The following is a 21,330-nucleotide window of genomic DNA, read 5'->3' as shown; positions in this document are numbered from 1 at the left end:
CTGTCTTTGAACCGCAAATCGAGCCCACCAACTGGAGGGCCGAGACGGCGATCTGCCCGGCCGGGGCGAACTGCACGGTGTCGGGCCGGAACCGCACGGCCGAAGGCGCGAAGGTGCAGGGCGTGTTGATTTCGGTGTTCGAGACCTGACGACGCCAGGCCCCCTCGGTCATGTATCGCGTCAGCCAAACGTTACTGCGGTTTAGCAGCCGGAGAAATCGGTGAAAGACAGGGCTCAAATCTGGGAAGGTGTTGGAGAGGGCGGCCCATGACTGAGGCGGAATGGCTGGTGTGCGATGACCCAGGTCCGATGCTGGAAACCCTGCTCGGCAAGACAAGCGACCGGAGGTTGCGGCGGTTTGCCGTAGAGTGCTGCCGTCGTGTCTGCGAGCACCTGATCGATCCGCGTTGCCTACGAGCCCTCGAGTCAATTGAAGAGAACGTCGGGCGTAGCCGAGATGACACATGTTGCCGAGCGGCAGCGGACGACGTGCGAGCAGTTCGGAAAGAACGACTCACACACCTATACGCTTCATTTGTTAGCGCCGAGTTGGCCCAGCAAGCCGCCGATGACGGGATCTGGGGGCTTATCGATGAGGCCACGGCAGTGCAGGCAGTCGCCAAAGCCGAGAGCGATCCGATCTGCTCCGCGGCTTGTGCGGTATGGGTAGCGGCAGGGGCCGGCAGGACATTCGAGGATGACGACACGCTGATTGGTAGCGCCGAAGTGTCGGCTATTCATGCCGCCAGCGCCTGCGGCAACGGCACTTCCGAGAGACGTCTTCAAGCTCAACTCGTCCGCGACATCTTCGGCAACCCGTTTCGGACCGTAACCGCCGATCCGTCGTGGCGGGCGTCAACGGTCGTGGCGCTGGCGTCGCATATGTACGATTCCCGAGACTTCTCCGCGATGCCGATCTTGGCCGACGCGCTTCAGGATGCGGGCTGCACCAACGAAGCAATCCTGACGCACTGCCGGGCGGCGGAGTTGCACGTGCGTGGGTGCTGGGTGGTGGATATGGTGATCGGGAAAGGGTGACCGGCGACTGTCGGATTAACGGCCCCGCCTCCCACCTGCTGACGTAGGCGGGTGTGACCTCGGCATGTTCGTGTCTCCCCAATCGCCAAAGCCACGCAAACTTGAAGCTACTGAAATCCCACTGATCGATATCCACCCGTCTCCTTCTGTAGCTGGCCTGTGTGATGCCAGTGTGACACAACTCATGTGCTGCCGCCTTCACGGCGCACCGTTACTCTTCAACCGGATCGGGTGCCCTTCATCCGCGCTGCCGGCGCGCCTCCTGCCATCAGCCGTAATTGAGGAACGGTGCTTGGCGCGTCGGTTGTGGGTTGGTGTCGAGTGACGCCAACCCGCGATCCACACAGCCCCGGTCTGGCTTCCCGGCGGGCGACCCGGTGACGAACCTCATGGGCGATGCGGGAACGGCGGCGGGAGGCACGCGTGCGATTCGATGCCATTCGCTACCCGCGCACTGCCCCGAGCTTCCGCAGCAGTAGTCCGCCGGGTCGGAACGATGGCCGGTCGCTACCCGCGGGCTCCCTTCCAACTTCCCGACCGCTGCTCGCGCACGGGCCGGTCGGGATGCGGGGCACGAGGTGTAACGGGGGGTACAGCAGCCCGATGACCGGTCGGCGTGACGAACGGCCCTCGCTGGTCGGTCTTCGGGGGCACGGGAGGGAGCGGGATGGGAGCGGAAGCGATGGGGTATCAGCGGGCCAATTGCGGGCGGAACGATGGCGGTTCGCTACCCGAGAACGACCCGCCCGCTACCGCTCGATGCGGTCGCACAATCCGCACATGCGGAACGCGCGGCACTCAGGACACGGCGAAGCCTTACGGGGTCGGATGTCGCAAGTTTATTTGGGGTCATTGTTTGTGGCGAATTCGGTCGCGTCGGGGATGGCAATCGCCGCCCGCGACGAGCATACAGGACGGCAAAATGGCATCAGTCGACGGAACAAATGGGAGCGGACGGCAACCGGACGGCGGTCCCGGCTGCGGAAAGAGCGGCCGTTTTGAGTGGCCGCGGGCACGGAAGACGGGCATACAGATCAGCACACGGCGGTCGGTTTCAGTGGCATTTGGGGCGGGCGTCCGAGCGATCAGCGGGGCGGGTCGGAAGCCGCTCCTCGGTTCGCGGTTCACTGGAAACGACGGTAGACGGGATGAGACAGCGCCCGGCGGCCCGCTCGCCGAATTTGGTTCCCGGAGGCTCGCGTCATGAAGACCAAAGCGGAGATCGTGCTGGACTGGCTGCCGCGGTACACCGGGCGCCCGGTCGAGCAGTTCGGGAAGTACATCCTGCTCACCAACTTCGCCCACTACGTGGACCTGTTCGCCGCCCGGTACGGCGTGGAGGTGGTCGGCCGCGACCGGCCCATGACCTCCGCGACGGCCGAGAACATCACCATCCTCAACTTCGGCATGGGGAGCGCGATGGCGGCCACGGTCATGGATCTGCTCTCCGCCATCGAGCCCAAAGGGGTGCTGTTCCTCGGCAAGTGCGGCGGGCTGAAGAGCACGAAGGTCGGCGACTTCATCCTCCCCATCGCGGCGATCCGCGGCGAGGGGACGAGCCACGACTACCTGCCCGCGGAGGTGCCCGCGCTGCCGTCGTTCCGGCTCCAGGCGGCGGTGGCCGCGGCCAGCAGCAAGCACGACGTCGATTACTGGTCCGGCACCGTGTACACCACCAACCGCCGGGTGTGGGAGCACGACGAGCGGTTCAAACAGTACCTCCGCGACATCCGGGCTAGCGCCATCGACATGGAGACCGCCACGATTTACGTGGTCGGGTTCGTGAACCGCATCCCGAAAGGCGCCCTCCTGTTGGTGTCCGACAACCCGATGACGCCGGAGGGCGTGAAGACCTCGAAAAGCGACGCGACCGTAACGGAGATGTACGTCCGCAAGCACTTGGACCTCGGGATCACGGCCCTGATGGAGCTGCGCGACTTCGGCACCTCCGTGCGGCACCTGCGGTTCGAGGAGCGCCCGGGCTGACGGGACGCTCCCCCAAATAAGGCCGAGTTCACCGCAGAGGGCACAGAGATGAAATCAGAAGAACAAGTGAAAAGCCTTGTCTTACCAAGTATCTCCTGTTTTCTCTGCGCCCTCTCGTGCTCTCTGCGGTGAACCCGGCCTTTCTTCTTACTGGCTCTTTCTCTGGCGCATTGAGTCAAGGTCATGCCCCTGACGTTTGAAGTGCTGGGCGGGCCGCAGCGGGACAACGCCCTGTTCGTGAAGGTCGATACCGGCCAGTCCCAGACGCGGCTGCTGTTCGACTGCGGCGACGGGTGCCCGCACCAGCTCGGGCCGTCCGAGCTGCGCGAGGTCGATCACCTGTGCTTCTCGCACCTGCACATGGACCACGTGGCGGGGTTCGACCTGTTCTTCCGCGTCAACTTCGACCGCACGTCGAAGGAGAACCGCATCTGGGTGCCGCACGGCAGCGCGGAGGTGATCCAGAACCGGTTCCGCGGGTTCATGTGGAACCTCGTGGACGAGAAGCAACTAGGTGAATGGCTCGTGACGGAGGTGGCGCCGGAGACGGTCCGCACGACGCGCTACCTCACCAAGGAGGCGTTCCGCGCGGCACACCCGCTGTCGGAAGTGGCGCGGGACGGTCGCGCTATCTTCGAGGGGGACGGGTTCACGCTCGAAGCCGTGCTCCTCGACCACGGGACGCCGTCGGTGGGCTACTTGGTGCGTGAACACGACCGGGTGAACGTGGACACCGCGGTGCTGGCCGCCAAGGGGCTGGCGCCCGGTCCGTGGCTGAAGCGATTACGAGGGACAACGGCCGGACCGGGCGAAACCGTTGAGGTGAACGGGGCGGTTCACGATCTCGCCGAACTGCAACGCGAAGTGCTGGTGACGACGCGGGGGGCGTCGATCGCGTACTTAACGGATTTCCGGCTCACGCCGGCGACCGCCGATATGCTCGTGCCGTGGCTCCGCGGGGTGACGACGGTGGTGTGCGAGAGCCAGTACCGCGCGACCGACGCGGACCTCGCCGACGCGGTGAAGCATTCGACGAGTGAAGAGGTCGCATCGATGGCGGCGCGGGCCGAGATCGGTCGGCTGATCCTGTTCCACTTCTCGGACCGCTACGACGCGGCCGGCCGTCGCGAGTTGTTGCGCGACGCCCAGGCGGTGTTCGCCAATGCCACGTTCCCAGATGGGTGGTGGTAAATGTCGGGGTTATGTGGGCTTGTCAGGATGTGCCGGATGCGCTTACTTCCGCGTTTGTCGGAGCGACCGCACCGCGCGCTCCAAATGACGGATGCGGTACACGAGCCACCCGACCGCGCCCGCGAGCAGCACCAGTATGACCCGTTCGACGGTCAGGCCGTCGGCGGTCGGGGCCGGTCGGTCGCGGAACAGGATCCACGTGAGGAACGCGACCCACGTCAGCGCGAACAGGGCCGGGACCGACAGCGCGAGCGGGGCCGAGATCGACAGCCCGCCGCGCTTCCCGGCACAGGCCTCCAGCGTGGCCTTGTACTCGGGCACGAGCTGCTTGATGCGGTCGTTGACGTGGACGCAGTAGGCCCAGTGCCGCCGCTGGATCACGAACCAGAGGAACGTGAACAGCATCCCGACGACGGTGATGGGCAGGAAGAACCCGATCGCCGACTCCTTGTTGTACATGATCCCGCAAATGGTCAGGAGGCCCATCTCCAGAAACGAGAAGTAGTTGAGCCGGTCGTGGAACAGGCGCTCCTCGTGCATCCCGTGCGCCCAGAGCCGGTTCACCTCGTCGGGGTGGGCCGGCGGCGGTCCTTCCCGTGTCTCACCCATCGGCGACATCCTTTCAGCGCGCCCCGGCGAACTGGTAGGCGTCGCCGAGGACGGTGCGGGTGATGTGGATGATTTCCTGCGTGTGCCCGCGGAAGTGGGCGACACTGCGCACCGCGGCCTCGATGCCGGTCCAGTCGAAGTTGTTCACCCGCCGCCGCTCGGTCAGCCGCTCGTCGGTCGCGGCGGTGATGGCGTCGCGGGCCAGGGCGACGGCCGAGGCGAGCGTTGCCAGAAGGGCGTCTTTCGGGGCCGCGTCGCGGGCCGCGAACTCCGCCGGCCGGTCGCGGGTGTCTGCCGCCCCCGTGAGGTTGGCGTGGATCATTTGCCGGATGTTGCCCGCCAGGTGCAGGATCAGGTTGCCGATGGCGTTGGTGCCTTCGGGCGGGCGCCACCACACCTGGGCGTCGGTGAGCTGACCGACGCAGTGATGGATTCGGGATGAGGCGGCGTCGAGTTCGTCGCAGAGGGCGCGGTTCAGCGCGGTGCGGAGGTCTTCGGCCATGAGGGAACTCCCGGGGCGACTCCCGTTTAGCTTAGTAGGTGTGAATCGCCCACACGGTCCAGAGGGTGAGGCCGAACAGCAGCCGCAGCCCGATCTGCACTGCGACCCACCACAGCGAGGCGTTGATCGTGGTGCGGTAGCCCTCCAGGCTCTTTTTCACCTCCTCGTCGACCATCTTGTGGGGATCGACGAAGCCCAGGGTGACGGCCCGCACCAGCGGACCTTTCCAGCCGAGCCACGTTTCGGCCTGGTCCAGGTACTTGACCGTCTCGTCGTGGTCGAACTTGCTCACCCGCACCACGAAGTAGATGTCCACCGCCAGCATCGGCAGGAGCGGGACGAGGACGACCGGCACCCACCACCACTCCCGCTGGAGCTGCGGGCCGGTGAGCACCGCCAGGGGGAAAATGAGCCGCGAGAAGAGGAGCTGAACGAGGGTCAGCACCAGGGCCAGGAGGGCGGGCCGGAAGAAGGACCAGTTCAGGATGAGGCTGCTGTGCTCGGACAGCCGCGCGATGAGTTTGGGCCACCGGCCCTGCACGCCGATCAGGATGCGGACCGCGTTGAGGTACACGTCCCAGCGGCGCACGAGGCTGATGACGAACATCAGCGTGACGTAGAAGTCGAACACGCGAATCAGGTTGATCGGCGGCTGCTCGGGCGGCACGGTTTCGGTTCTCGCGGTGGCGCTAACGCAGTTCTATCGACTCCACGGCGATCGCAACTTGACCCGGGCTCACCGGGCGTTTACGCTCGTCGCACCCTCTCCCTGGATACCCGATGGCGCGTGTTCACCTCTATCTCCTGCTGGCGGCCGTGCTTCCGATCGCGTCCGGCTGCGCCCGGCCGGCGGAGGAGTACACGATCGTCGTGATCCCGAAGGGCCTGTCGCACGAACACTGGCAGTCGGTGCGACGGGGCGCCGAACGCTGCGCCGCCGACCTGGAGGCCGAGGACGGCACGCGGGTCCGCGTGATCTTCGACGGCCCGCTGCGCGAGCGCGACGCCCTCGAACAGATCCGGATCGTGGACCGCCGCGTGGCGACGGGGGCGAGCGCGCTGGTGCTCGCCCCGCAGCACAGTGCGACCATGACCGCGTGTGTGAAGCGGGCGGCGGACGCCAGCGTGCCGGTGGTCATCATCGATTCGGGGCTGGACGACCCGAACCACTTTGTCAAGTACGTCGCCACCGACAACTACAACGGCGGCCGACTGGCGGGCCGGCACCTGATCCGCGAACTCCAGCGGCGCGGCAAGGATAAGCCGAAACTCATCCTCTTCCGGTACGCGGTCGGATCACAGGCCACGGAAGACCGCGAGCGGGGCTTCGAGGACGAGGTGAAGGAACGTTGCCCCGGGGCGGAGTGGCTCTCCACCGACAAGTACGCCGGGGCCACTCGCGATTCCGCGATGCGCGAGGCCGGGCCACTGATCCTCCAGTTCGGGAACCAAGTGGACGGCATCTTCGCGCCGAACGAATCGTCGGCGTCGGGCACCGCCGACGTTCTGCGGGCACAGGGGCTCAACCAGAAGGTGGCGCTGATGGCGTTCGACGGGAGCAAGCCGCTGCTCCAGTCGATCCAGCAGGGCGACGTCATCGGCAGCATTCTTCAAGACCCGTACCGGATGGGGTACCTGTCGGCGTGGTACTGTGTGCGGCACCTGCGCGGCGAAGACATCAACAACGGACGCCGGGAGATGAGCGAGGGGACCGGCGAGTACCTCATCACGGCGGAGAATGTCACCTCAGCGTTCACGCTCGGGCTGTACGACCCGGAGGCCCAGGCGCGCCGGACAACGGGAGAACTGCGGAAGGGGCCGAAGAAGTAAGGGTGCGAAGAGCTTTTCCTCGTACCCGCTCCGGTTAGTTGCTGTGCTGTCGTGTTTCCAGAGCTCGCGCCGGGCTCGTTCTTGGTTGGATGCCTTTCCCTGTTTCATGGGAAGGGGGGAAGAGGGGTTCTTCGTATGGCGCCGCGCTTCCGGCTCACCGGCATCCGCAAGAGCTACGGTCCCACCGCCGCGCTCCGCGGGGTGGACCTCGAACTGCTGCCGGGTGAGGTTCACGCGCTCGTCGGTGAGAACGGGGCCGGTAAGTCCACGCTCATGAAGGTGCTTAGCGGGGCCGAACAGCCCGACGCTGGCGCGATGGAACTGGACGGCACGGCGTACCTTCCCACCGGGCCGCACGCCGCACGCGAGCGCGGCGTCGTGATGATCTACCAGGAACTCGCGATCTGCCCGGACCTAACAGTCGAGGCCAACGTCACGCTCGGGCAGGAGCGAAACTGTTTCGGGTTTCTGTCGGGCGAGGCGAACCGCACGCGGGTCGCCGCCGCGCTCGCGCAGCTCGGTCACCCGGAAATTCGCCCGGACGCGCCCGTCGCAACGCTTTCGCCCGCCGGGCGGCAAGTAGTCGAGATCGCTCGCGCCCTGCTGTCGGATGTCAAGGTGCTCGTGCTCGACGAGCCGACCAGCGCCCTCACCCAGGAAGACGCCAAACACCTGTTCGAGCTGGTCCGGGCGCTGAAGGGGAAGGGCGTAACGGTCGTTTACATCAGCCACTTCCTCGAAGAGATCGAAGCGGTTGCGGACCGGTTCACGGTGCTCCGCGACGGCGAGGCCGTCGGCAGCGGCCGGGTGGGCGAAGTCACGCGCGAGCGGATCGTGGAACTGATGGTCGGGCGAGCGGTTGCGGAGCAGTACCCGCGCACCTCGCACGAAATCGGCGGACCCATGCTGGAACTCACCGATCTGGCGGGCGAGCAACTGCCCGCCGGCGTTTCGCTCCAGCTGCGTCGTGGGGAGATTCTCGGTGTGGCCGGGATCATCGGATCGGGCCGCACGGAACTCCTTCGGGCGGTGTACGGCCTCGATCCGGTTCGCTCCGGGCGCGTCAAAATTGGTGCCTTCGGCGGAGAGCAAGCGACGCCGCGCGACCGTATTCGGCAGGGGCTCGGGCTCGTCAGCGAGGACCGCAAGACGGAGGGGTTGGCGCTCGAACTGCCGATCGCGGACAACGTCGCCCTCAGCCGGCTCGACGAAGGCGCGACCGCCGGGTTTCTGTCGCGGTCGCGCCTGAGTGCGGCGGTCGCCGAGGTACTGAACCGGTTCGGGGTGAAGTTTCGCGACGCGGGGCAGCCGGTCGGTGAGTTGAGTGGCGGAAACCAGCAGAAGGTCGCGCTGGCTCGGCTGTTCCACCAGCGTGCCGACGTACTGCTGCTCGACGAGCCAACGAAGGGCGTGGACGTCGGCAGCAAGTCGGACATTTACCGCCTCATCGGCGAGGCCGCAGCGAGTGGCAAGGCGGTTCTGGTGGTGAGCAGCTACTTGCCAGAGTTGTTCGGCGTGTGCGACACCCTCGCGGTGATGACCCGCGGTCGGCTCTCGGCCGTGCGCCCCGTTTCCGAATGGACCCCGGAAGCGGTCATCGCGACCGCGACCGGGAACCCGTAACGCGTTCTCTCAAACGAAGTACCGATGGCAACCTCTCCTGCGCCTGCTTCCACCGCGTTCAAGCTCCCGGCGGGACCGTGGATCGGCTTCGCCGCTGTGCTGGCGCTGTTCACCGCGCTCATCGGCATCAAGGGCGACCTGGGCACGTTCCTGAGCCTCGGGAACCTGCGCGTGCTGCTGCACGAGGGGACGATACCGGCGGTTGTCGCGCTGGGGATGCTACTCGTACTCATCAGCGGCGGCATCGACCTGTCCGTCGGTGCGACCGTCGCCCTTGTGACCGTCGTCACGATGCGCGTCTACACCGCGATGTACACCGCGTCCGACCCGTCACCCACGAGTTCGATTGTGGCGTGCGTGTGCGGGGTGCTCGCGGGCGGGCTCGTGGGTTTCGTAAACGGGTTGCTCGTGACGAAGCTCCAGCTACCGCCGTTCGTGGCCACGCTGGGGATGCTCGGGATCGCCCGCGGCGCCGCGGTGTGGCTCGCCGGACGCGCGACCCTGCCGTTTCCGCTCAACGGCACTCCCGAATGGGTGAACACCGTCGGTCGTGTGTCGCTCACCAACCCGGGGCTGTGGTCGCTTGTTGCACTCGCACTCCTGACGGTCGTGCTGTTGCGGCTCACGGTGTTCGGGCGCCACCTGTACGCCGTCGGATCGAACGAGGCGACGGCACGTCTGTGCGGGGTGAACGTCGCCCGTACCAAGGTGCTCGTTTACACCCTCGCGGGGCTGCTCACCGGCTGGGCCGGAGTCATCATGTTTGCCCATAGCAACAGCGGCAACCCGACGCTGGGCGAGCAACTCGAACTCGACGTGATTACCGCGGTTGTGATCGGCGGAGCGAGCCTGTCGGGCGGGAAGGGCGGGGTGGTCGGGGCGATGCTCGGGGTCGCGATCCTCATCCTTATCAAGAACGGCGTGAGCCTGTTCAACGTTCCGGTCGAAATGCAGTATGTGCTCATCGGGGCGCTGCTGGTCGCGAACGTGAGCCTGAACCGGTGGCGTGAGCGCAAGAACCGGGCGTGAGGGCCCCGGTCAGGGCACTTTGAGTACCACACGGAAGCTCGTGAACGGGCTCGGACGGTTCGCGGGCGCTGTCAGGGGCTGGATGGTTCGTTCTGCTTCCAGCATTTTGAACGTGAGCGGGCGGTCGAGTGCGAAGTTACGCCCGCGTAGCACCACCTTTTCGGTGCCTGTGGGTGATGCCACGTCCCGCACGTCGTTTCCGCTTCCGTCGTTGAGAACCGTGCGCGTCCACTCACGTCCGTTACCTGCCATATCGAGCAACTCGGAGTAGCTGATGTCCGCGCCGCCCGGCCGCCGGACGGGACCGGCCGTCGCCCGGTTCACCCACGGGGTGCCCGATCGTCGGGTCGGGCCTTCCTGCCCCTGCTGCTCATAGAAGCCGGCCGCGTGGTCCCACTCCTCGGCGGTCGGTAGCGAGCCGTTGAAGGCGGACCGGGCAAATGCCTGCGCGTCGGTCGCGGTGACGTTCACGACAGGAGTGTCGTCGCCGCCCGCCCGATACTCGGCGTTCGTGACCTTCGTTTCGGAGATGTAAAACGCGACCGGCGGCCCTGGCGGTCCGCTAATGAGTCGGAACCGCACCGCTTTGCCGTGGTGCTGGGCAGTGACCCACTCCGGGACCGTTTTCCCGACGAGCGGGATTTCTTTCGTTCCGGCATCGGGCGTTGTGCCCGCCGGGAACACCCATTTCGGACCTTGCGGCGCCGGCGGGCGCGGGTTGACCGGCCTGGGTGCCGGTGCGATGGTGCCATCAGTAGGTGTGAGGGGCTGATGTGTCGGTGGGGCTAGTGTGATGGATGTTGGCACGCCACCCGGGCGGTTGAACAGTGCCCAGGCACCGACCGTCACCAGTGCGACCAGCGCCAGAGTGGCGGCCACGACCAGCGGTCCGCGCCGGCGGGGAAAGGGTTCCGGCTCTGCGAAGAGTTCGGGCTCCAGAGCTTCCGGTTCAGCGGGCTCGGGAACCGGTTTGGGGCGCGGTTTCTTTGGCAGCGAATCAATGACGACGGTGCCGCCCACCGTGGCGGTGTCGATGGCGGGCCGGCTACTGCTGGCGAACGCCGCCACCGAACCGCCGCTCAGTGGCGGGGACGGAAGCGGTGGCACGGCCGCGGGTTGCCCGCCCGTGGCGGCAAACGGGATACCGAGTGCGACCGACAGCGCGGCGACGAAATCCGTGCAGCACCGGTAGCGCTCGTGTGGCTTCGCGGCCAGCGCCTGGCGCAACACCGCGCGCTCGGGCTCGGTCACTACCTCGCTGAACTCGTACCGGCCCTCGTAGTGAGCGAGCATCAGCTCGCCGAACGGACACGGCTTGAGCGGCGAGCACCCCTGTCGCAGTTCGACGTAGGCAAAGGCGAGGCTGTAAAGGTCGCTGGCCGCGCCGCCCTCGCCGCCCCAGATTTCCGGGGCCATGTACGCGGGCGTCCCCGCGAGGCTCATGGACTCGACCCCTTGCGCCTGCGCGCGGGCCAGCCCAAAATCCGCGACCTTCGCGTGGCCGTGCAGAATGAGGATGTTGTCCGGCTTCACATCGCGGTGAACGACGTGCTGCGCGTGTAGGAAGTCCAGCCCCTCAGCGGCCTCCGCGACGTACCGGAACAGTTCCCCAGCGGGCACCCCGGGGTGGCCCTCGATGAGGCACTGCTTCAGCCGCCCGCGGAGCGTGCCCTCGGCCAGTTCCATGACGATGTGGAGCCGGTTCTCCGTCACCCAGAAGTCTTCGGTCGCCAGGATGTACGGGTGCTGCAGGTTCTTGATCAGTTCGAGCGACACCAGCTCGCGCTGCCCGGCCTCGCGGTCCGCAGCTTGGTGGAGGATCTTGATCGCGCGCTCGATGCCGCTCGGCTTTTTCCGCGCGAGCCACACCTCGCCGAACATCCCGCGGCCCAACTCGCGGATCAGTTCGTACTGCTGCGCCACCTCCACCATACCGCGAGCGGTCGGAGGTAGTTGCGGCGCGGATGTCGCCTTAACAGTGCCAGAGGCTGCCGCGGCGACGAGGTCAGCCTGAACCTCGTCGAACTGATCCGGGAACCGGTCGAGGAACTGGAGCGGGTCGGGGTGCTCGCCTGCCTGGATTCGACAGCGGTACTCTTCAATGATCAGCGCAGGCGGTGCCGCCCCGCCAGGCGCGAGTTCGGGAAACCGGGTGAGGTACTCCTCGATCCGCGGCCGTTCTCCGCCGGCCCAGCGGTGCCGCAGCTCGCGCGCGACCAGTTCGGTTAGCAGCTTCAATCGCTCCACGCCAACCAACCCGTCCAGAAATTCCGCGAAGTCGGTCACACCGCCGTTTACAAGCGCGTGCTGGAACCGGTCGGCGCGAGCGGTGAGTCGGTTCCAGTCGTCGCTAGGTAGCGTGTCGGACATCGGCCCGGTCCCGGTCAGGAGTTGTTCCGCCAGTGTACACGAAGCTCCCCCCGCCCGCCCGCGTATGGTATCCTGGTTCCGTTTGTGGCTCCGGGGGCTCTATGGCCAACCTGCTTACCACACTGGTCTGTTCCGCTCTTCTTTTGGTTGCACCCGAGGCGGGCGCTCAGCAGTTCGACCGGCGGTCCCGCGAAGAGCCCGAAATCGTGGTCGAGGCGGGCGGGCGGTTCGGCGCCTGTGACGTTCTGCGCTTCTCGGGCGACGGGCGGTTACTGGTCGCCGCGGGTGACGACAAGGTGGTGCGGGTCTGGCCGTACACCGGCAGCGGCCTGGAAACGGAGCGCGCGAAGGCGCAGGTCTTGCGCTGGCGGGCGTGGCGCGAGCAGCGCGGCGGCATCCAGGCCCTCGACATTTCCTCCGACGGCAAGAACGTCGTGGTGGGCGGGTACGGGATGAAGCCCAGTACGGTCGCGGTGCTTGACCGGGCGACCGGCGAAACGGTCGCACTGACGTGGCCGCTCGTGCGCAAAGGGGACGCGAACTTTAACATCGTTACGGCGGTCGCCTTTCATGCGGACGGTCGGGTCGGGTTCGGTACCGCGGACGGCAGCCTCTGGCTCTGGAACCCGAAGCCACTTCCCGAGCCGGATCAGGACGGGCGCACCGCGGCGCCGCCGGTTCGCGTCGGCAAGCACGATCTGCCGATGCGAGCGGTCGGGTCGGAACCGTTCAATCGGCCGCGCCTGATCTGGTTCTCCGAGAACGGCACCCTGGTTTCGGTCGCTCAAAGCGGTCAGGTGTATGCTTGCGCGTTCGACGCCGCCGCTGCCGACACCCCGGAACGGCCGCCGCCTGGGAAAGAACTGTTCAATGTGAACGCCGCCGAATCCGTGGACGCGCGGGTGTACCGGGTCGAGCGGATCGACGGCGGGCGGTGGCTCGCCGTCGCCAGTGCGGACTCCAAGGTGCTGCTGTGCCGCGCCGACGGCAAACAGACGGTGCCCCTCGCACTCGGTAAGGACCGGTTCCCGCGCAGCTTGGCGTGGCACCCGAAGACACGCGCGCTAGCGGTGGGGGTGGGCCGCGCCCTCGCGCCGGAGGGGGAGGGGCCGCGCTTCTTCGCCGAGGGGAACGACGAGGTTCGGATCTACGCCGACCCGCTCGCGAAGCCCGGTGCGGAGCCGGACATCATCACCCACACCGGGCGGGCCGAGGCGCTCGCTTTTCACCCGACGGACGTGCGCCTCGCGATCGCGGGCGGCGACGCCGATGAAGTGACGCTGCGGAAACTCGACAAACCCGACGAGAAACCGCAGGTGGTGCGCGGCGGCGGGCGGCGCCCGTGGGCGGTTAATCTGTCCGAAAACGGAAAGATGGTCGGCATTCAAACCGCGCGGGACGCCCGCTCGCTCGACCCCAATAAGCGGGGCAGCGGCCCGTGGAGCCGGTTCGATCTGTCGCGCCTGAAGGAGAGTTCCGACGAGGGCCAAAAGTGGGTCGGACCGGTCCGGAGTGCCGACGGGTGGGAAGTGGTGCCGAACTCGGATAACCGGTACGAGTGGTTCGTCGAACGCACCCAGATGGGCGAGAGGCAGAGGTTCCGACTCGAACTCGACCGGTTCCGCGATCTGGCCCCGACTTGCTACACGTTCCTCCCCGCGTCCGAGAAGCGGCCCACCCGCGTGATCATGGGGCACTATTACGGCTGCACGCTGTTCGAACTGGTTCCCGAGCGCGCGGTCCGTGGCGGGTTCGTCGGAACGAAGGTGTACACCGGCCACGCGGGCGAGGTGACATCGGTCGTGGCGGCGAGGAGTCAGACCTGGTTCGTCACCGGGGGGACCGACCAGACGGTCGCGGCGTGGTCCCTGGAAGATTGGAAGGACGCGCCGAACCTCGGCGCGACGTTCGAGGAGCACAACGGGGCGGTGCGGGTTGTGACCCTCGAAACCGGCTCGCCCGCGTGGGAGGCCGGCCTGCGGAAGGGTGACGTGCTCGACCTCCTGGCCGTGGACCGGGTCCGAGTGTTCGACCGGACGATGCTGAAGGCGGTCGGCACCCCGCAAGACGCCCTCGCGGCGCTCAAGGCCCCCAAACCCAGAATCGAGCTGTATTTCGGAATTGCGGCCGGAGAGAAGACGCCGCGCCGCGAGACGCTCACCACCGTCCGGCAGCGCCCGACCTGGAAGTGGTTTCCGGCGTTCGACAGCGCCGGCCGCATGAACGACTGGGTCGTATGGATGTGGCACGGGTCGTACTACCACACCAAAACGGTCAACGGGGACCGGCTCGTAGGGTGGCACGTCAACGCCCCGGACCCGGGCGGGCGCCCGGAGTTCTACCAACTCCAGCAGTTTGAACGGCTGTTCCACCGGCCCGACGTGATGGAGACCCTGGTGGATGCCGGTGTGGCGGCGGCGCTTCTAACCGCCCGCAATGAGCACCCGACCCGCGACCTGTTCAACAAGTCCGAGCCCGCGCCGGTGCGATTGGGCCTGGGGCACCACGAGGTCACGAACGCCGGGCTGCCCGTCACGATCACCGTCCGGGCGCGCGGCACCAACCCCGACCTATTGCCCGAGCGCGTCGAGCTGTGGCTCAACGACTTCCTCATCGAAGAATGGCCCCGTGCGGGGCGGCAACTGGACCCGCGGAAGCCATTCGAGGAGCGGTACCCGATTCCGGCGAACCGGTTCCGTGCCGGCCCGAATCGTTTAACGGTGGTGGCGGTCAATTCGGCCGGCGGGCGGGTCGAAGAGGTGCAGTGGGTGCCTAACCCCCGGCCCGCGCGGGCGGCGCGACTGTTCGCGGTACTCGTCGGTGTGAACGACTACTCCGGCACCCGCCAGAAGGTGGCGGGCGCGCGCAACTTCGGCGACCTACTTCACGCCCGCGACGACGCGGCCGAACTCGGCAAGCTGCTGAAACAATGCGCCGGTGGTAACCTGCTGTACGAAACGGCCAGTGCCGACACGTACCTGGACCCCAAGCGGGGTACGTTCCTCGACGCCCTGGGTGCGATCGCCGACCAAGCCCAACCGGACGACACGCTGGTGGTATTCTTTGCGGGCCACGGCGACATCCTCATGCCGAACGACGGTCCGGTTCCGAAAGCGGGACCGGGGTTGCCGGGCGACAAGGGAGCCTTCGTGTTGTGCGCGCCGAACTACTCGCCCGCGAAACCGGCAGAAACGGCGGTCGCGGCGGAAGAGCTGTTCGCGGCGCTCGCCAAGGTCAACTGTCGGAAGGTGGTGCTGCTCGACGCCTGTCACTCGGGCCGCCTCACGACCACAAACATGATCCGCCGATGCGTGCCGAACGGGCAGGGGCCGCTCATTATCGCCGCTTGCGACGAGGGCCAGCGGTCCTACGAACACGCGAAGTACCAGCACGGGTTGTTCACGCGTGCCGTACTCAACGCGCTCGACAAGGACAAGGACTACCGCAAGGCGGACTTCGACAACAACGGGGTCGTGTCGGCCGACGAACTGTTCGATTACGTCTCCGCGGAACTGCCCGCGCTGCTCCGGGGAGCGGGACTGAGCGGGCCGCAAACGCCCGCGTCGTTCCCGCGCGACCTGCCGAAAGACCCGCTCATCAAGCGCTGAACCTAGCGAGGTGATCCGATGCGCTCGATTGCAGGTGCTGTCGCGTTGGCACTTCTCGCTTCCGCAGGCGTGCGCGCGACTGAACCGCTTGACCACCGGGGGCGCGGCGATCTTGCGATCAAGGCGAGGGACATCCTCAAGCGGCACTGTGCCGAGTGCCACACCGGCAGCACAGACCCCGGGAAGAGCCGCACGAATCTGCTCGACCACGCGCAGGTGGCCGGCGAGAAGAAGAAGCCGATCCCGCTCGCTGCGGCGGGGGAACGCTCGCTGCTCCTCGAGTTACTCGCGGATGGCTCGATGCCGCCCGGCAACCGGCCGGCGCCCACGCCGGCGGAAGTTGCGGTCCTCAAGAAATGGATCGACGCGAAGGCGCCGGGGTACCCGCTTGCGTTCGACGAGGATTACATTCTCGGCACTATCGCCGACGAACTCAAGAACAAACCCGACCTGTCGAAGACGAAGCAGTACGTCTCGTTCGCGCACCTCGTGCGGGACGGAGAACCCCACCCGGACCTCGGCGCGGCGGAGCGCAATCTCCGTATCGCGCTGGCGCTCAGTTCGTCCGCACGAACCGGCGCCGCGCTCGAACCGGTTGACGAGGCGGGCACCGTGTTCCGGTTCGATCTCGTCGAGCAGCAATGGCGGGGCGGTTACGTGTTCGAGTTGATGGAAGGGCGCAAGCCGACCCGGAACGCTGACCCGACCCATCTCGACGTATTGATCGAACGAGAGAACCCATACGCCACCGCGCTTCGGCCGAACGAACTACCGGCGGCGCGATTAAAGGAACTCCTAGGTCTCCGGGTGGCGGTGGCCGCGGTCCCGTACCTGCGGGGCGACTGGCTTTCGTCGTCTCTCCTGGCGCCGGCTTGGGCGCCGAAGGCCGTATTCGGTTGGGGGCCGCGCTCGCCGCTTGCCGCGGATCTGTTTGCGTTGAGCGCGTTGCAGCGCTTGAACCCCACAGACGTGGCACCGGGCGGGCCAGTGGCACGGCCGTTTGCCGGGTTGAAGCCGGTTTCTGTTCCGAGTGCGGGTCCGGGGCGCATGCCGATCCCGCCTCTGTCGGCTTGGTACGCGGGTGACGTGGTGCCCCGAGAATCGCCGCTCAAACTCAAGGTCGATCTCATCGTCGGCGCGAAGCCGGTCACGCAGGTCAAGGTCGACGAGCCGTTTACGCTGGAGGTGTGGTGCGAGCAGAAGGTGTATTTCACGCTGCTCATGGTACAGGCCGACGGCGAAGTGCGCGTTCAGGAGGTGCTGGGCGGGAATGTCCTTAAACCCGGACAGGCGCAGAGGCTGTTGCAACCCAATGGAAAGTCCTTCGTCATTGGGGGGATCAACGGTGGCGGTAAGACGGCGGTTGAACACTTCGTTCTTTTCGTTTCGGAAACGGAACTCCCTGCTCCAACGATCGTACGCAGTAAGCACGGGTCTCGCTACGTCTGGCGTTTCAGTATGGAGCCGACCGAGCGGTTCCCGTTCGAGCCGAACAAGGTCGTTCGAAAGGTGGTCCCGATCCACGTCGCGCGGGAATAGGAAGGGACCGGCGTATTCGCAGACGCGAGAAGGAACGATTGAACCGGGAATATGTGCCGTGCCGATAAAGCAGGCGCGTCGCGTTCTCGGGGTTCCATCGTCCCTCGGTCACGGAGCGTTCCCATGCGCCGGGTGTTTCTCTCCGCTCTTGCCGGGATCGGGGTTGCGACTGCATCGTCGCTCGCCCAGGAGCGCGTCGTCCCTTCGGTGATCCCGGCCGGCGGTCCGTTCAAACACTCGCGCCCGGCGACGGTGCCGTGCCCGCCTCCGGGCGTCGGGCCGCTGACGCCCGGCGTCCCGAGTATCCCGACCGCACCGTCCGAGCCGGTGCCGCAGATGGACCCGCCGGTCGCACCGCCCGGGGGGATGCCGAGCCTGCCACCCGACCGCCCTCCGGTGATGCCGTACCCGTCGCCGCCGAACCCGCTGGAACGGCGGCTCGTAGACCCGTTCGCGCAGGCGACCGAGGCGGGGGGGCTCGCGCCGCGCACGTTCAACGAGAACTTCGACGGCGACTTCGGCGGTGTGTACTACTCGCGCCGTATCACTACCGGGTTCACCACCGTTCCCCGGGTCGTTGGGTTCACCCAGCGGGTCACCGGGTTCACCCCGACGACAACAAGCACCACCACCACGGGAACCACAACCGACCCCCAGGGCGGGCGCACCACAACGACCACCATCACGAACACCACGACACTCACCCCGGTGATCGTGAACGACCCGGTGATCGTAAGTGACCGTGTGGCGCAGACACGCCTCGTGCGGCTCACGCTGGCCTCGCGCTACAGCGGCGTCCTGATCACGGATAATGACAACCCGCGTCCGCAGGACCGGTTCTACGGCGGGTTCAACTTCTACGACGACATCGGCGGAAAGCTGAACCCCGGACTGGGGCAGGTCGACCTGCAGCGCCAACTCGTGGGGTTCGAAAAGGTGTTCCTGGGAGGGGACGCTTCGTTCGGTATGCGGCTCCCGTTCCAGCAGCAGTACGGCCCGTCTGAGTTAGGCAGTTCACACACCATTGGGGACCTGACGCTCCTCTTCAAGTACGCGTTCGTGAACGACGCGCAGATCGGGAACGTGGTGTCGGCCGGGCTGGCGCTGACGGTTCCGACCGGGAGCGGCGACGTGATCCTGGCGGACGGATCGAAGGCCCCGCACTCGGTGCTGTTCCAACCCTGGCTCGGGTTCGTCCGGGTGATGGACCGCGCGTTCTTCCAGGGTATCACGAGCCTCGTTGTGCCGACGGACGGACGCGACCCGACGCTCTTCAACAACAGTGTCGGTATGGGGTACTACGTCTACCGCGCGCCGGAGGCGTTGCTGACGAGCATCGTGCCAATGGTCGAATTCCACGTCCGCACGCCGCTGTCGGGCCGCAACCCGTCCGGCATGGTGTACCTTCAGGACCAAGTGAACATCACCAGTGGGCTGCACTTCCGCTTCAACCGGGCGACGCTCAGCGCGTCGATGTGCGTCCCCATAGCCGGCCCGCGCCCGTGGGCATTTGAGGCGATGACGTTCTTCAACTATTTTTTCTAATGTATGTTTTATAATTTTAATAAATTATTGTTGTGTTTAATCGGTCTGTGAGGCGCGAGCGGACCGCTCAGGACGACTTGGCTTCCTGTTGCGGACAGGTACCTAGCGGGTGTGTCACTTCGCCCGCTTCGCGCCTTCTTCGTGTCTCAGCAATTCCCGGTAAGCGGAAAGCATGAGAGGCTGTACGGCAAATCTGAATTATCATAATGTGCTGTAGGTGAGAAATCTAGATAGTGTTTATTCATAACGATAGTTCATAAAAACGCAAGTTTTATATATTTGATCTGACGGTCGATCAATGGGTGATCCTGGAGCACATGTTCACGAAAGCTTGTGGCCGCATGTTCGGTGATTGGAGAGCTGCCGAGGGAGCCCGCGCAAGCGTTCGCCGCGTCATACAAACCGGCCAGAAATTCGGTCGCACTCAGCCCTTTGTAACGCTTCAGCGTTCTGAACTAACTCGCCAAAGGTAGCCACGATCGGCGTCGAAAGCCTCAAGCCACGGGTCCGCGTAGCCATTTTGTGGCTCAATCTGTCCAGTGATGGCAGATTACTGCGGCACATTTTGGCCGTTGTTCATAAGGATGAAGCGTTACAGCCCTTTTAGTAGAGCGAGGGCGGCGCGGTCTGGTTGATCGCGAGGCGCCTGCACCGCGTCCCAGATGCGCGTGACGAGTTGGCCCAACATCCCACGTCCCCCGGTTGGGCGCTCGCCGAGTCCCTCCAGTTGGCGGCCGAGTGTCTCCTGGCGTGCCTCGGCGTCACCCCGTTGGGTCTCCAACAGTTCCCGCACACCGCGGTCGCCGCACTCGTCGGCCAGTGTTTGAAACAGTCCGATCAACTCCTTCTCGACTGCCCACGTGTTGTTCAGCAGGTGGATCAACCGCACGCGAAGGTCGGCGGCGCGCTCGTCGGGCGCCAACGCGGGCCGCGTTGGCAGCTCGAACGCCGGCGTAGGCGGCGCCTCCGGATCGACTTCGGGTTCGGTGTGTTCCGGCGCCAGCCGGGACGTTCGCAGCTCGCTTACGGTTATGCGAAATTGGTCCAGTGTGGTCTCGGCTTCAACCGCAATGGCGGCAAACTCGCTGCGTGTGTTGGACAGCCAATCGCGCAACCGGGCCGCGCGCCGCTCGATCTCCTCGGTCCCTTCGCGCGAGCGGTTGAGCTCCATCCGGACCGCATCAGCGAGCCCGCGGGTCGCGCTGGTTGAAGCGTCGAGTTTCGCGATCACCCGCCGGGTCGCGTCGGCGTCGGCTCGCGCGGCGGCGACCCGCGTCTCGGCCTCGCGGCACCGCTCAACGGCTTCCGCGGCCTCTCTCCGCGCGGCGCCCAACTCGTCCCGTGCGGTTGCCAGTTCGACGCGATGTGCGGCAACCGCTTCGATCTCTGCCGCCAGTTGTGCCGGTGTCTTTTTGCGCGTCCGGCTGCGCGGCTTCGGGGTGCTTGTGCCGGTCCGTTTGCGCTCCCGGCCGGTTTGCACGGATGGCACGTTTGTCACGTTCATGGTTTCGTCATGCATCAAATATCTAACAAGATGTGTGTTCACGAAGAAAATAAATAAGCAAACAGTGTTACTTAGGCGACTAACGATTATATTTACGTGCCCGACCCGAAAGCGGCATTTCGGTTGCAGCGAATTGCGGCATGTTGCGTGTCGCCGCATGTGTACGTTCGTACGTCAAGGGGGCGCAGTGGCCGTCTCCAACGCCGCTCGTGCAACAGGGGCCATGCGCTTGGCCCGCTGTGTCACAGCCGCGCTCGCTTGCGCACTTGTCGTGCCGCACGCCCCGCTCTCGTCACGGCATGCACCAGAGAAGCTCGCGGCCCGCGCCGTTGGGGCCGATTGGCCGATGGCTGCGAAGGACTTCGCGAACACCCGGTACAGTGAGCTCGACCAGATCAGCACCCGAAACGCTGGAACGCTGAAGCTTGCGTGGACATTCGACACGGGCATTCACCGCGGTCAGAGGCGGCCCCGATCGTCGCCGGCGACACGATGTTCGTCGTCACCCCGTGGCCCAACGTGCCGTACGCCTTCGACCTGACGAAGCCCGGCCCGGCGGTGAAGTGGAAGTACGAGCCGAAGCCAGTGCCGTTCGCGAAGGGGGGCGCGTGCTGCGATCTCGTCAACCGCGGGGCCGTGTTCGCCGACGGGCGCGTGTTCATCACCACCCTCTACGGTCACGTGTGCGGGGGCGACGCCGGAACCGGCAATGAGTTGTGGAAAACCCGGTTCGCGAACATCCAGATCGCCGAAACGCTCACGATGTCGCCGCTCGTCGTGCGCGGCAAGGTGCTGGTCGGCAACAGCGGGAGCGAGTTCGGCGTCCGCGGGTGGGTCAAGGCCCTCGATGCAGGAAGCGGCAAAGAGGTCTGGGCCGCGTGGAGTACGGGTCCGGACGCCGACGTGAAGATCGGGGGCTGGTTCAAACCGTTCTACCAGAGCGACCGGGGGAAGGA

At 66.1% G+C, this 21,330-nt stretch carries 16 protein-coding genes; 11 read left to right on the top strand and 5 right to left on the bottom strand.

Going from position 1 to position 21,330, the window contains the following annotated elements; translation table 11 throughout:
• The first annotated feature begins 267 nt into the window (after window positions 1–267).
• From R5W23_RS13070 to R5W23_RS13060, 3 genes are all read left to right on the top strand, one after another.
• Window positions 268–1,038 carry a hypothetical protein gene (locus tag R5W23_RS13070; protein WP_320686695.1) on the top strand — a complete coding sequence of 257 codons (771 nt, stop codon included), beginning with the start codon at window positions 268–270 and terminating at the stop codon, window positions 1,036–1,038.
• A 1,203-nt stretch (window positions 1,039–2,241) separates the two neighbouring features.
• On the top strand, window positions 2,242–3,024 hold the full coding sequence (locus tag R5W23_RS13065; protein WP_261189613.1) for an AMP nucleosidase: 783 nt from the start codon (window positions 2,242–2,244) through the stop codon (window positions 3,022–3,024).
• 183 nt (window positions 3,025–3,207) lie between these two features.
• A complete protein-coding gene (locus R5W23_RS13060; protein WP_320686694.1) occupies window positions 3,208–4,215 on the top strand; it encodes an MBL fold metallo-hydrolase in 1,008 nt (335 codons plus the stop codon).
• 42 nt (window positions 4,216–4,257) lie between these two features.
• On the opposite strand, the gene R5W23_RS13055 is transcribed toward R5W23_RS13060, so the two are convergent.
• Genes R5W23_RS13055 through R5W23_RS13045 form a run of 3 tightly spaced genes read right to left on the bottom strand, consistent with a single transcriptional unit; the run spans window position 4,258 to window position 5,993 of the window.
• Window positions 4,258–4,824 (bottom strand): RipA family octameric membrane protein, encoded by a 567-nt coding sequence (locus R5W23_RS13055; protein WP_320686693.1) that lies wholly within the window; start codon window positions 4,822–4,824, stop codon window positions 4,258–4,260.
• A 13-nt stretch (window positions 4,825–4,837) separates the two neighbouring features.
• Window positions 4,838–5,326: a DUF1572 family protein gene (locus tag R5W23_RS13050; RefSeq protein ID WP_320686692.1), complete on the bottom strand. Its 489-nt coding sequence runs from the start codon at window positions 5,324–5,326 to the stop codon at window positions 4,838–4,840.
• Between the two features lie 31 nt (window positions 5,327–5,357).
• Entirely contained in the window at window positions 5,358–5,993 is a 636-nt protein-coding gene (locus R5W23_RS13045) for a hypothetical protein (RefSeq protein ID WP_320686691.1), read from the bottom strand.
• 113 nt (window positions 5,994–6,106) lie between these two features.
• Here R5W23_RS13045 and R5W23_RS13040 point away from each other — a divergent pair, with 113 nt between their 5' ends.
• The 3 genes from R5W23_RS13040 to R5W23_RS13030 all read left to right on the top strand — a co-directional run bounded on the left by R5W23_RS13040 (window position 6,107) and on the right by R5W23_RS13030 (window position 9,808).
• A complete protein-coding gene (locus R5W23_RS13040; RefSeq protein WP_320686690.1) occupies window positions 6,107–7,156 on the top strand; it encodes an ABC transporter substrate-binding protein in 1,050 nt (349 codons plus the stop codon).
• Window positions 7,157–7,291: 135 nt separating this feature from the next.
• Window positions 7,292–8,779, top strand: coding sequence for a sugar ABC transporter ATP-binding protein (locus tag R5W23_RS13035; RefSeq protein ID WP_320686689.1), 1,488 nt, complete (start codon window positions 7,292–7,294; stop codon window positions 8,777–8,779).
• Between the two features lie 24 nt (window positions 8,780–8,803).
• Complete coding sequence (locus R5W23_RS13030; protein ID WP_320686688.1) at window positions 8,804–9,808, top strand: ABC transporter permease; 1,005 nt, start codon at window positions 8,804–8,806, stop codon at window positions 9,806–9,808.
• Between the two features lie 9 nt (window positions 9,809–9,817).
• On the opposite strand, the gene R5W23_RS13025 is transcribed toward R5W23_RS13030, so the two are convergent.
• Complete coding sequence (locus R5W23_RS13025) at window positions 9,818–12,178, bottom strand: protein kinase domain-containing protein (RefSeq protein WP_320686687.1); 2,361 nt, start codon at window positions 12,176–12,178, stop codon at window positions 9,818–9,820.
• A 101-nt stretch (window positions 12,179–12,279) separates the two neighbouring features.
• On the opposite strand from R5W23_RS13025, the gene R5W23_RS13020 reads away from it, so the two are divergent.
• The 3 genes from R5W23_RS13020 (at window position 12,280) to R5W23_RS13010 (ending at window position 18,870) form a co-directional block, all read left to right on the top strand.
• Window positions 12,280–15,786 (top strand): caspase family protein, encoded by a 3,507-nt coding sequence (locus R5W23_RS13020; RefSeq protein ID WP_320686686.1) that lies wholly within the window; start codon window positions 12,280–12,282, stop codon window positions 15,784–15,786.
• A gap of 18 nt (window positions 15,787–15,804) precedes the next feature.
• The gene (locus R5W23_RS13015; protein WP_320686685.1) at window positions 15,805–17,325 is read left to right on the top strand and encodes a hypothetical protein; all 1,521 of its coding nucleotides are present in this window, start codon (window positions 15,805–15,807) and stop codon (window positions 17,323–17,325) included.
• A 123-nt stretch (window positions 17,326–17,448) separates the two neighbouring features.
• Window positions 17,449–18,870 (top strand): hypothetical protein, encoded by a 1,422-nt coding sequence (locus R5W23_RS13010; protein ID WP_320686683.1) that lies wholly within the window; start codon window positions 17,449–17,451, stop codon window positions 18,868–18,870.
• A gap of 592 nt (window positions 18,871–19,462) precedes the next feature.
• Here the strand turns inward: R5W23_RS13010 and R5W23_RS13005 are convergent.
• Window positions 19,463–20,533, bottom strand: a complete 1,071-nt coding sequence (locus tag R5W23_RS13005) for a hypothetical protein (protein ID WP_320686682.1) — start codon at window positions 20,531–20,533, stop codon at window positions 19,463–19,465.
• Between R5W23_RS13005 and R5W23_RS32885 the strand changes: the two genes are divergently transcribed.
• On the top strand, window positions 20,532–20,915 hold the full coding sequence (locus R5W23_RS32885) for a hypothetical protein (RefSeq protein WP_456320364.1): 384 nt from the start codon (window positions 20,532–20,534) through the stop codon (window positions 20,913–20,915). The genes R5W23_RS13005 and R5W23_RS32885 overlap by 2 nt on opposite strands.
• A partial coding sequence (locus R5W23_RS13000; RefSeq protein WP_320686681.1) for an outer membrane protein assembly factor BamB family protein occupies window positions 20,804–21,330 on the top strand: 527 nt, incomplete at its 3' end. The genes R5W23_RS32885 and R5W23_RS13000, both read left to right, overlap by 112 nt.

Origin of the sequence: Gemmata algarum (assembly GCF_034097035.1) — a bacterium.
GTDB lineage: Bacteria > Planctomycetota > Planctomycetia > Gemmatales > Gemmataceae > Gemmata > Gemmata algarum.
This window is presented reverse-complemented; position numbering and strand designations above follow the sequence as displayed.